This window comes from Chitinophaga jiangningensis, assembly GCF_900142605.1.
Lineage (GTDB): Bacteria > Bacteroidota > Bacteroidia > Chitinophagales > Chitinophagaceae > Chitinophaga > Chitinophaga jiangningensis.
In genome coordinates, this window is sequence record NZ_FRBL01000006.1 from 277,998 (window position 1) to 289,456 (window position 11,459).

Consider the following 11,459-nt stretch of genomic DNA (forward strand, 5'->3'; position numbering starts at 1 on the left):
TAACGAAAATACGATTCTTTTTTTAACAGTAATTAACACTTGCAGGTTTTAATGCCTTGAAAATAAAAAGGATCGGCGGTGAAAAGCTGCCGATCCTTTTAGTTTTTTTGAGTGGAATGGTACTGTTATACTTTTTGTTCCTTCATGTTGTCCAGCACGTCCATCACTTCTTTCACGTGTTGGGCGGAGGTTTCCAGCAAGGCTTTTTCTTCGCCGTTGAGCTGGAGTTCTATAATTTTCTCGATGCCTTTTTTCCCAAGTACTACGGGTACGCCGAGGTAGATATTTTTGAGGCCATATTCGCCGGTGAGCCATGCGCACACGGGGAACACGCGTTTTTCATCTTTGAGGATGGCTTCTACCATCTGGGCGGCAGCTGCGCCAGGTGCGTACCAGGCGGAGGTTCCCAGGAGGTTTACGATTTCGCCGCCACCAACTTTGGTACGTTGGATGATAGCGTCGAGTTTATCTTTTGCAACCAGTTCTGTAACGGGGATACCTGCCACGGTGGTGTATCGGGGGAGGGGCACCATGGTATCGCCATGGCCTCCCATGAGGATGGCCTGAATATCTTTAGGGGAGCAGCCGATTTCTTCGGCCAGGAAGGCGCGATAGCGGGCGGTATCGAGGATGCCGGCCATTCCGAAAACTTTGCTGCTGTCTTTTTTAGCGGTGAGGTAGGCGCAATAGGTCATTACATCGAGCGGGTTGCTAACTACGATGATCACTGCGTCTGGTGAGTGTTTGGTAACGTTTTCTGTAACTGATCTTACAATGTTGGCATTGGTAGAAATCAGGTCATCCCGGCTCATACCGGGTTTGCGTGGCAATCCGGAGGTGATGACTACAACATCGCTGTTAGCGGTTTTGGCGTAGTCGTTAGTAACCCCGGTTACCTTGGTGCTGTAATAATCGATGGGCGCTTGCTGCCACGTGTCCAGTGCCTTCCCTTCTGCTGTTCCCTCCTTGATATCAAGCAAAACCACCTCCGTTAAGAAATCTCTGTGTGCAAGGACGTTGGCGCAGGTGGCTCCCACATTACCGGCTCCTACTACTGTAACTTTCATCTTGTCTATGGCTTTTAGGTGAACGAAAAATATTATGGTGATGAATTTACGTAATTGGGTTCAACAAATGAGTTTTTGGAGGGGATTTTAATTTTATGGGGAGATCAATGATTATCAGGACAGCGTTTTTAGGGTTCAGAACTATGAGCAGGGCCTGCGGCCCTGCTCATAGTTCTGCTATTTGCGGCCGGAGGCCACAAATAGCAGAACTATTTATTTAAATAAAACAACAGGGAATCTACTTTGGCGGAGCCTTCAAACCCTTTTACGAACTTATCTTTGGCGCTGTAAATATAGAGGCCGGGGAAGTAGTGCAGGTCATAGAAATACATGATCTGGCGGGTAGGCTCGCTGGCCATAATGATGTTCGGGTATTTGGCGATGTTATATTGTTTGTAATACTCTTTCATCTGGTCAACATTGAAAGGAGTGACCATCAGGATCTGGTATTTCTTGAATTTGTCCATATTCCTGAGCATTTCTTCCGTCAGGTGTTTGCAATGATCGCAATCTACGCTGAACACGAAAACCATGGTTTTTTCCTTTCGGAGGTCATTTTTAGTGATTTTATGGCCATCAGGGAGGGTCATTTCGAAGGCTGGCTTTACCGGATACTGGAGGTAAGGCGGTTTGTTGTTGGCAGCGGCTGTATTGAACTGGGCTTTCAGCATCATTGGCATGCAGGCACACAGCAGTAAAAACAAATAACGCATAGTTCAGAGTTTCTTAAAATTTAGGGTCAATTTACCCCTTTAATGTCATTATTTGCATAAAATTGAAGAAAAATGGGTCAAAAAGGGACTATTCTGCCTATTTTTGAGAGGAAATTGATTGTTCATATGCGAAAATTTTTACTTTTGCATTCCTTATAAATTTTTAACTTAAAAAATAGTAAGCTTTTATGGCTACCACCGCAGATATCAGAACAGGATTAATCATCAAGCTGGATAACAGCTTGTATTCTGTTGTAGAGTTTGGTCAGAACAAAACCGCCCGCGCAGCTGCAAAGGTTTGGGCTAAATTGAAGGGCGTTGATAATACACGTTCTATCGAGCATACTTGGAACTCCGGCGATACCATTTACCCGGTTCGTATCGAGAAGAAGCCTTTCCAGTTTTTATATAAAGATGAGAGTGGTTACAACTTCATGGACAACGAAACTTTCGAGCAGATCGTGATGGAAGAGCAAACTATTGATGCTCCTCAGTTCCTGAAAGACGGCCAGGAAGTATCTGTACAGATCAACACCGAAACTGACCAGTACATGGCGGTGGAGTTGCCTGATAAAATCGTTGCGCTGGTAACTTACTCAGAACCAGGCGTTAAGGGTGATACTGCTACCCGTACATTGAAACCTGCTACTATCGAAACCGGTGCTACCGTGATGGTGCCGCTGTTTGTGGATGAAGGAGAGCTGATCCGTGTAAACACCAAGACCGGCGAATATATCGAGAGAGTAAAATAATTGTCAGACTAGAGACTACTAGACTAACTATATCACATTTCTAAACCAAAAGCTGTCTACATGGACTTTAAACAGATTCAGGAACTGGTAAAAATGATTAATAAATCAAATATCAGTGAACTGAGCATCGAGCAGGACAAGTTTAAGATTACAATAAAACAGAAAGACAACGAAGTACAACAGGTTATAGCTGTACCTGCCCCAGTGGCGCCAGTACAGGCTGTAGCACCTGTAGCTCCTGCAGCTGCGCCTGTTGCACCTGCTGCACCAGCAGCCACTGCTCCGGCAGCACCTAAAGCTGACAACCTGATTACCATTAAATCTCCAATGATCGGTACTTTCTATCGTTCTGCGGGTCCTGATAAGCCACCATTCATCAACGTAGGTGATGAAGTTGCGCCAGGTAAAGTGGTTTGCATCATCGAAGCGATGAAACTGTTCAATGAAATTGAGAGTGAAGTAAGCGGTAAAATCGTGAAAGTGCTCGTAGATGACGCTTCTCCGGTTGAATACGACCAGCCTTTATTCTTAGTAGAACCATAATTGCATGTAGCCTTTGGTTGTTAGCCTTTAGTTTTCGCAGCTTTGCATAACTAAAGGCTAATTGCTGGGGGCTATCCTCTTTTCTTAACTTATCAGGAAAACAATGTTCAAAAAAATATTGATTGCTAACCGTGGAGAGATTGCCCTCCGTATTATCCGTACCTGTAAGGAAATGGGTATTAAAACGGTGGCAGTATATTCCACAGCAGATAAAGACAGCCTGCACGTGAAGTTTGCAGATGAGGCGGTTTGTATCGGAAAGCCGCAGAGCAGCGAGTCGTATCTGAATATCCCTCACCTGATGGCAGCAGCGGAGATCACCAACGCTGATGCGATCCACCCTGGTTACGGCTTCCTGGCTGAAAACGCCCGTTTTGCTGAGATCTGCGGTGAGCACGGCATCAAATTTATCGGCCCTACTCCGGAGATGATCCGCAAAATGGGTGATAAAATGACTGCGAAAGAAACCATGATTGCTGCCGGTGTTCCTGTAATTCCGGGATCTGAAGGTTTGCTCAAAGATGTGGCAGAAGCTAAGATGCTGGCCAATAAAATGGGTTACCCTGTAATCATGAAAGCTACTGCCGGCGGTGGTGGTAAAGGTATGCGTGTAGTTTGGGAAGAAGCTGAACTGGAGAATGCTTACAATATGGCTAAGAATGAAGCCCGTGCTTCATTTAACAACGACGGTATCTACATGGAGAAATTCGTGGAAGAGCCTCGCCACATTGAAATCCAGGTAGCAGGCGACCAGTACGGTAAAGTATGTCACCTTTCTGAAAGGGATTGCTCTATCCAGCGTCGTCACCAGAAACTGGTAGAAGAATCACCTTCTCCTTTCATGACACCTGAACTGCGTGAAAAAATGGGTGCTGCAGCTATCGCTGCCGCCAGCGCTATCAACTACGAAAGCGTTGGTACCATTGAGTTCCTGGTGGATAAACACCGTAACTTCTACTTCATGGAAATGAACACCCGTATCCAGGTAGAACACTGTGTAACCGAAGAAGTAATCAACTTCGATCTGATTAAAGAACAAATCAAAATCGCAGCTGGTATTCCTATCTCCGGTAAAAACTATACTCCGCAGATGCACGCTATTGAGTGCCGTATCAATGCGGAAGATCCATACAACGATTTCCGTCCGTCTCCGGGAAGAATCACTACCCTGCATATTCCTGGCGGTCACGGTGTACGTGTGGATTCACACATCTATGCCGGTTACGTTATTCCTCCTTTCTACGATTCCATGGTGGCTAAAATCATCGCGGTGGCACAAACCCGTGAAGAAGCCATCAATACTATGGAGCGCGCCCTGAGCGAGTTTGTAATCGAAGGAGTTAAAACTACCATTCCTTTCCATCAGCAACTGATGAAGAACGAAGACTTCCGTAAAGGTAACTTTACCACGAAGTTTATTGAGTCTTTCAAGATGCAGTAAGGAAATGAAGACATATAAAGGAAAGGCCGCCAGTGGCGGCCTTTTTTTGTGAGTTTAAAAAAGGGCCGCCAACGGCGACCCTCTTACAATCAACTAGCAACTTTATCCATTACTTCGCGGTACTATCCGCAGCTTTATCATCTTTGTTGAAATCCTTTTTAGCTCCTTTGTGATGGCCATGTTTGTGGTGTTTACCCTTTTCATTTGCCATGGCCTGATACTGCTGGTATTGATCAGCGGAGAGCACAGATTTCACCTGCGCATCTTTTTCCTGGTGCAGGGCTTTTAATTTAGCCAGCTGATCTTGTTTGGCAGCGGTGCTGTCCTGCCGGATCGCTTTGACTTTAGACTTGAAATCCTTGTGGATAGCCTGCATTTTCGCGGTTTGGTCATCAGAGAGTTTTAAGGAAGCTAATGCCTTTTTGCCCCTGGTGCTGTCGCTGCGGTGCATATTTTTCTGATGCATATCCGCCATTTTATGCTTCATGGCGGTGTGTTGCTGCTGCCATTTGGCGGTTTGGTCGGGGGTGAGTACCGACTTCACCTTTGCTTCCCTGGCGTTGCTGAGCGCCTGCATTTTAGATTTCTTGTCAGCCGGAGACAGTGTTGTATCCTTCCGTACCTGTTGGGCATCTTTAAAGAAGGATTGGTTTATGTCTTTCAGCTTTGTTTGCTGTTCTGAAGTCAGGTTTAATTGCTTAGTCCTGCTGGAATCCTGTGCCGTGGCTGGAATGGCTGCCGCCATTAAGCAGATCATTAGTAAGTTCTTAAGCATAATAGGTTGTTTTAGGGTTAGACCTGTGCGGGATTCCGGGGTTTAAATAGGAAATGTTTAAGATTTTGTAAAGTTTAGTTAAGACGACCCCTCTCCATCGCCTTCGGCGATGGAGAGGGGTCGTGCGGGCCGGCGGCCCGCTCCCGCTCCCTTAGTGCTTGTAGCATCCATAGCACCTGTAAAACCTGTAGCACCTGTAACACCTGTAGCACCTGTATTGCTTGTAGCACTTGTAGCGGCCATGGCTCCCGAAATTGCTATAGTCGCATAAGCAGCCCTATTCATATACTATTTTAGAATTGGACAAGGGAATATCATAAAGGAAAACATCATTGAGATAGTTATCCACACCGGGTGTTTGGATAGGTAGCTTAAAGTCGTTGTAAGTAGCGGTAGTAAAGGGATTATTAACGCTGTAATCGTGGCTGATCAGCTGCCATACCGGATGTAGCCTGCGTGGATTCACGTTATTATCCCAAATCGTATAGGTGTTGAGGTTACCATTGGAATTATAGGTGAAATGATAGGTATCATGGCCAGGGAAAGATCCTCCTCTTTCAACTTCCAGTCTAATGATTCTATCCTGGTTATCATAAAAATAGGAGGTTTTACCGATCAGGCCATAAACATTATAAGGCGGAGCGGGAAAGAAAACATCCTCATTTACGCCTGCGTAAACGTATACAGAGTCAGCTATTACTCTGTTGTTCGCATCGTAAAAGAATTTACGTGCAAACTCGGTGAAATCGCCACCAGCTTCATATTCACTGACATAAGTATATAATCTGCCTTTAGCATCGTAATTAAACCGGATGTTAGGTTTGCCGGTACCTACCTTGTTACGGATAATGCGGGTAGGATTACCTTTCTTGTCGTAGTAAAAGGTCAGGGTATCCGGCTCGAAATCCAGCTTGGAGAAATTAATTACCTGTTTGATACGGTGTTTCCTGTGTTCTAACGGGTACGGATAGTGGTGATCTTTTTTGCAGGAAAACAGTACCACCAATACTGGCAACAGGAGCGGAAGGAGAAAATTTTTTCTCATAAAAAATCAGTTGAGGGGTGAAAAAATGATTGACGCAGGCTACAAAGGGTATGGGTAAAATGAGAGGTGGATTCGGTATAAGGTTTTAGCAAGATATTATGGAAGCCGGGAAAAATAGCAGCGGAAATAATGGTTTTTTCAGGGGGATAGTGGGGATAAGAAAGGGTAAAAACAGCTTTGGGAAGTTGACATCTCTCTAAAAAAACAAAGCCCCGGATGAAAATCCGGGGCTAATCATACACCAAAACAATCTTACGGTTTTATCGCAAGAAAAGCAGCTCTCTGTATTTAGGCAATGCCCATTTCTTGTCATCTACCAGGAACTCCAGTTTATCGGAGTGGTAACGGATCACATCAAAGTAAGGCTTGATTTTTTCACAGTAGTCGATCGCTTTCTGGCGGCTGTCGGTAAGTTTATTAGCAACTTTACGCGCCTCGATCATAGCCTGTACGTTCTCACTGATGACATTAATATGTTCAGAAATTTTAGCAGCGATTTGTTTCTGCGCTTTCACGGACTCTTCGCCGAAACCAATTTCTTTCAGGCCTTTGATGTTTTCGATCAGCTCGTTCAGGTAGCTGATAGAGCAAGGCAGGATGTTGTTGGTAGCGAGGTCGCCGATAACGCGTGCTTCGATCTGCACTTTTTTCACGTAGTCTTCCAGGAGGATTTCGTGACGTGCATGCAGTTCTTTTTCGTTGTAAACACCGATTTCGGTGAACAGTTTGGCAGCTTTAGGCGTAACGAATGCGTCGAGCGCTTTAGGAGTGGTTTTGATATTTTCAAGACCTCTTTTTTCAGCTTCTTTTTCCCACTCTTCGGAGTAACCGTCACCTTCAAACAGGATTCTTTCCGAATCTACAATATATTTTCTAAGAGTTTGCATAATTGCAATCTCTTTTTTCTCACCTTTTTCGATCAGGCCATCTACTTCAGATTTGAAATCAGTCAGGGTTTTAGCCACGATTGAGTTCAGAACGGTCATTGCAGAGGCACAGTTAGCAGAAGAACCTACGGCGCGGAACTCGAACTTGTTGCCGGTGAAGGCGAACGGAGAAGTACGGTTACGGTCGGTGTTATCCAGCATCAGCTCTGGAATGTGACGGTGCAGATCCAGTTTCAGGATAGCTTCGTCTTGTTCGTCGAACTTGTTGTTTACGCGGGATTTAACTTCCTGCAGCACATCATAGAGGTATTTACCGGAGAATACGGAGATGATAGCAGGAGGAGCTTCGTTAGCACCCAGACGGAAGTCGTTAGATGGAGAAGCGATAGACGCTCTCATCAGGTCTGCGTAGTCATGTACCGCTTTGATCGTGTTAACGAAGAAAGTGAGGAACATGAGGTTGGTCTTAGGAGTTTTACCAGGAGCCAGCAGGTTAACGCCGGTATCGGTAGCCATAGACCAGTTATTGTGTTTACCGGAACCGTTGATACCGGCAAATGGTTTCTCGTGCAGTAATACTTTCAGTTTGTGACGTTTAGCAACTTTGTTCATCACGTCCATCAGCAGGGAGTTGTGGTCAACTGCGATGTTACACTCTTCGAAGATAGGAGCGCACTCAAACTGAGAAGGAGCTACCTCATTGTGACGCGTTCTTAAAGGAATACCCAGTTTGTAGGATTCTTCTTCGAAATCGCGCATGTAAGCGTAAGCTCTTTCAGGAATAGCACCGAAGTAGTGGTCTTCCAGCTGCTGACCTTTAGAAGGGGCGTGACCAACAACGGTACGACCGGTCATGATCAGGTCAGGACGAGCGTTAGCGAGGTTTTCGTCTACCAGGAAGTATTCCTGTTCCCAACCGAGGGTAGGAGTAACTTTGGTAACGTTTTTATCGAAATAGTTACATACGTCTACCGCAGCTTTATCGATCGCAGCGAGTGCTTTCAGTAAAGGTGCTTTGTAATCCAGTGATTCACCGGTGTAAGCAACGAAAATTGTAGGAATGCAAAGTGTTTTGCCATAACCCTGTTCCAGGATGAAAGCAGGAGAAGAAGGGTCCCAGGCAGTATAACCACGAGCTTCGAAAGTTGCTCTCAGACCACCGTTAGGGAAGCTGGAAGCATCTGGCTCCTGTTGTACCAGGGCATCACCGTCAAAAGTTTCGAGGGCAGAGCCATCGCTTTTCAGGGTGAAGAAAGAGTCATGTTTTTCTGCAGTAGTACCAGTCAGCGGTTGGAACCAGTGTGTATAGTGAGTCACACCTTTTTTCATTGCCCAGGCTTTCATACCGGAGGCAATCTGTTCTGCCATTTTACGCTCTAATTTAGAGCCGTTTTTAATGGAATTCATCAGGCTCTTATAAGCCTCGTCGCTCAAATATTCACGTACAATTCTGCCGGCAAATACATTGGAACCGAAAACCTCGGTGATCTTGCCATTGTGTTCGGTGAGTTTAGAGTCTACGCCAGCTAATCCTTCCAGCGCGGTAAAACGTAACGATTGCATGCTGTAATTAATTTTACACAAAAGAACATAATAACACCGGTAAATGCAATAAAATTGTTCACTTTAACCAAAAAATTACATTTTGGGTCTAAAAAAGCTGCTTATTTTTCCATTTGGTCAAAAAAAAGATGCTTGTTGAGTCTGAAACTGATAAATTAAAAAATTATTAATATAATAAGCACTTGCATATCTTATGTGAAAATATTTCTATCTCATACCCATGGCAGGTTTCGGAGTGGAGACTGGGAGAAAAGTATATTATGGATCATAGGGGATTTTATTGTTTGGGTTCTAAGTGAGGGCCTTCGGCCCTCACTTAGAACCTCATTTTGGAGCGGGCCACCGGCCCGCTCCAAAATGAGAACAGATGAGAAACAAGTGCGTGGGACAGGTATGTTTCACTTTGGCAGTTGTATGAAAATCATGTAATTTGTATTACCCATTATTCACTCGTTTTATATCTTATTCGTATGCAAACTACCGTAGAAATTGCTGAACAGTTGGGACTTACCGCTGACGAGTTTGAAAGAATTAAATCCACGTTAGGCCGAACCCCAAACTTTACGGAACTAAGTATGTACGCCGCCATGTGGAGCGAACACTGCAGTTACAAAAATTCCATCGTATGGCTTAAGACACTCACCCGCGAAGGTGATCACCTGCCTGTGAAAGCCGGAGAAGAAAACGCCGGACTGGTGGACATAGGAGAAGGCAACGCCGTTGTATTCAAAATAGAATCGCACAACCACCCCTCCGCCATCGAACCATTTCAGGGTGCCGCCACCGGTGTAGGAGGTATCCATCGCGATATATTTACCATGGGTGCACGCCCTATCGCCACGCTTAACTCCCTGCGCTTCGGTAACATCAACAACAATAAATCCAAGGACATTATAAAAGGAGTGGTTGCCGGCATCAGCCACTATGGAAAAGATTTTGGCGTGCCCACTGTAGGCGGTGAAATCTATTTTGAAAGCAACTACCTGAGCAATCCGCTGGTAAATGTCATGAGTGTAGGCGTAGTAAAAACAGGTCAAACCATTTCTGCTACTGCTTATGGAGATGGTAACCCCGTGTTTGTTGTGGGCGGCGTTACCGGCAAAGATGGTATCGGCGGGGCCGTTTTCGCATCGGCGGATATTACTGAAGATAGTGCGGAAGACCTGCCGGAAGTACAGCAAAGCAACCCTGCCCTCGGCAAAAGGCTGATGGAGGCCTGCCTGGAACTGGCACCTGCCAAAGCACTCATCGGCATGCAGGACATCGGCGCCGCCGGCATCACCTGCTGCGCCGCTGAAATGAGCGCCAAAGGCGAGCATGGTATGGTGCTGCAACTGGAAAAAGTACCCACCCGCCACCCAAACATGCGCGCCTGGGAAATCCTGCTCAGCGAAAGCCAGGAACGTATGCTCATGGTAGTGAAAAAAGGACAGGAACAAACCGTTATCGACATCTTCTCCAAATGGGAACTGCACTGCGCCCAGATAGGACACGTTACCGCCGATAAAACGCTGAAATGCTACCTGAACGAAACGCTGGAAGCAGACGTTCCGGCCGCCTCCCTGGTGCCAGGCGGCGGCGCACCGCAATACCACCGCGCCTATACCGTGCCTACCTACTTCGAAAAAATAAGACCTTTCGATATCCAGTTTATCCCAGATACGGATAACCCGCAGTTTGTTGCGGAAAGGATGATCGCGCAGCCTAACATCGCCTCCAAACGCTGGATTTATAACCAGTACAACGGCGGTGCCACAGCCCCCAGCGATGCAGCCATCATACCGCTGACCGGTACAGATAAATCACTGGCCGTTACTACCGACTGCAACAGCCGCTACGTATACGCTGACCCGCATCAGGGCGCGCAAATAGCCGTGGCAGAAGCAGCCCGCAACATCGTTTGCTCCGGTGCTGAACCACTGGCCATTTCCAACTGCCTCAACTTCGGTAATCCATACGATCCGGAAGTTTATTACCAGTTCGTATATGCCTTGAAAGGTATCACGGAGGCCTGCCGGAAATTCAATACGCCCATCACCGGTGGCAACGTCAGCTTCTATAACCAGTCGCCCGACGGTGCCATTTACCCCACCCCGGTGATCGGTATGCTGGGCATCCTCGAAAATCAGGATGCACTGCTCACCCAGGGTTTCAAGCATGAGGGCGACCTGATATACCTCCTCGGCCGCAGCCGCAATGATATCAGCAGCTCTGAATATCTCCATAAAATCATTGGCATTGAATACAGTCCGGTACCTCACTTTAATATAGAAGAAGAACTGCACCTCCAAAGAGCTGTTTCCAAACTCAACAAGGCTGGGGTATTGCAGTCCGCCCATGATGTAAGTGAAGGTGGCTTGTTTATCTCAGTATTCGAAAGCGCCATTCCAAACGGCCTGGGCTTCGAAATTCATACAAACGATAACTTCCGCACGGATGCATTCCTGTTCGGCGAAAGCCAGAGCCGTGTAATTGTATCTATCCGTCCGGAGGACAAGGAGAAATTTGATGCCGTGATCCATGCCATCATTGACGCCACAGAAGTATCTGTACGCGCTGAAAAAATTGGCGTGGTAAAAGGAGATACGATCGTTGTAGATAAGGAGGTATGGGGTAAGGTAGCTGAATGGAAAAGAATCTATAACACTGCAGTAGAAGAACACCTGAAGTAAC

General features: G+C 46.1%; 10 protein-coding genes. 4 read left to right on the forward strand and 6 right to left on the reverse strand.

What is annotated here, in order from left to right; translation table 11 throughout:
• Positions 1 to 125: 125 nt before the first annotated feature.
• Both mdh and BUB18_RS16710 read right to left on the reverse strand, forming a co-directional pair.
• Positions 126 to 1,067, reverse strand: coding sequence for a malate dehydrogenase (gene mdh, locus BUB18_RS16705; RefSeq protein ID WP_073083286.1), 942 nt, complete (start codon positions 1,065 to 1,067; stop codon positions 126 to 128).
• Positions 1,068 to 1,276: 209 nt separating this feature from the next.
• A complete protein-coding gene (locus tag BUB18_RS16710; protein WP_073083289.1) occupies positions 1,277 to 1,780 on the reverse strand; it encodes a peroxiredoxin family protein in 504 nt (167 codons plus the stop codon).
• A 188-nt stretch (positions 1,781 to 1,968) separates the two neighbouring features.
• Between BUB18_RS16710 and efp the strand changes: the two genes are divergently transcribed.
• The 3 genes from efp to accC all read left to right on the forward strand — a co-directional run bounded on the left by efp (position 1,969) and on the right by accC (position 4,516).
• Entirely contained in the window at positions 1,969 to 2,532 is a 564-nt protein-coding gene (efp, locus tag BUB18_RS16715; RefSeq protein WP_073083291.1) for an elongation factor P, read from the forward strand.
• 60 nt (positions 2,533 to 2,592) lie between these two features.
• On the forward strand, positions 2,593 to 3,075 hold the full coding sequence (accB, locus tag BUB18_RS16720; protein ID WP_073083293.1) for an acetyl-CoA carboxylase biotin carboxyl carrier protein: 483 nt from the start codon (positions 2,593 to 2,595) through the stop codon (positions 3,073 to 3,075).
• A gap of 103 nt (positions 3,076 to 3,178) precedes the next feature.
• Complete coding sequence (accC, locus tag BUB18_RS16725; protein ID WP_073083295.1) at positions 3,179 to 4,516, forward strand: acetyl-CoA carboxylase biotin carboxylase subunit; 1,338 nt, start codon at positions 3,179 to 3,181, stop codon at positions 4,514 to 4,516.
• 109 nt (positions 4,517 to 4,625) lie between these two features.
• Here the strand turns inward: accC and BUB18_RS16730 are convergent, their stop codons facing one another.
• From BUB18_RS16730 to BUB18_RS16745, 4 genes are all read right to left on the reverse strand, one after another.
• Positions 4,626 to 5,291 (reverse strand): hypothetical protein, encoded by a 666-nt coding sequence (locus BUB18_RS16730; protein WP_143159974.1) that lies wholly within the window; start codon positions 5,289 to 5,291, stop codon positions 4,626 to 4,628.
• 78 nt (positions 5,292 to 5,369) lie between these two features.
• Positions 5,370 to 5,576, reverse strand: coding sequence for a hypothetical protein (locus BUB18_RS16735; RefSeq protein ID WP_073083299.1), 207 nt, complete (start codon positions 5,574 to 5,576; stop codon positions 5,370 to 5,372).
• A complete protein-coding gene (locus BUB18_RS16740) occupies positions 5,569 to 6,336 on the reverse strand; it encodes a hypothetical protein (protein ID WP_073083301.1) in 768 nt (255 codons plus the stop codon). Before BUB18_RS16740 ends, BUB18_RS16735 begins: the two co-directional genes overlap by 8 nt.
• A gap of 260 nt (positions 6,337 to 6,596) precedes the next feature.
• Positions 6,597 to 8,786, reverse strand: a complete 2,190-nt coding sequence (locus BUB18_RS16745; protein ID WP_073083304.1) for a glutamine synthetase III family protein — start codon at positions 8,784 to 8,786, stop codon at positions 6,597 to 6,599.
• A 470-nt stretch (positions 8,787 to 9,256) separates the two neighbouring features.
• Between BUB18_RS16745 and purL the strand changes: the two genes are divergently transcribed.
• Positions 9,257 to 11,458, forward strand: coding sequence for a phosphoribosylformylglycinamidine synthase subunit PurL (gene purL, locus BUB18_RS16750; protein WP_073083306.1), 2,202 nt, complete (start codon positions 9,257 to 9,259; stop codon positions 11,456 to 11,458).
• The last annotated feature ends 1 nt before the right edge of the window (position 11,459 follow it).

Coding starts and splice junctions, on each gene's coding strand:
- mdh (WP_073083286.1), bottom strand. CDS start 1,067: ATGAAAGTTACAGTAGTAGGAGCCGGTAATGTGGGAGCCACCTGCGCC.
- BUB18_RS16710 (WP_073083289.1), bottom strand. CDS start 1,780: ATGCGTTATTTGTTTTTACTGCTGTGTGCCTGCATGCCAATGATGCTG.
- efp (WP_073083291.1), top strand. CDS start 1,969: ATGGCTACCACCGCAGATATCAGAACAGGATTAATCATCAAGCTGGAT.
- accB (WP_073083293.1), top strand. CDS start 2,593: ATGGACTTTAAACAGATTCAGGAACTGGTAAAAATGATTAATAAATCA.
- accC (WP_073083295.1), top strand. CDS start 3,179: ATGTTCAAAAAAATATTGATTGCTAACCGTGGAGAGATTGCCCTCCGT.
- BUB18_RS16730 (WP_143159974.1), bottom strand. CDS start 5,291: ATGCTTAAGAACTTACTAATGATCTGCTTAATGGCGGCAGCCATTCCA.
- BUB18_RS16735 (WP_073083299.1), bottom strand. CDS start 5,576: ATGAATAGGGCTGCTTATGCGACTATAGCAATTTCGGGAGCCATGGCC.
- BUB18_RS16740 (WP_073083301.1), bottom strand. CDS start 6,336: ATGAGAAAAAATTTTCTCCTTCCGCTCCTGTTGCCAGTATTGGTGGTA.
- BUB18_RS16745 (WP_073083304.1), bottom strand. CDS start 8,786: ATGCAATCGTTACGTTTTACCGCGCTGGAAGGATTAGCTGGCGTAGAC.
- purL (WP_073083306.1), top strand. CDS start 9,257: ATGCAAACTACCGTAGAAATTGCTGAACAGTTGGGACTTACCGCTGAC.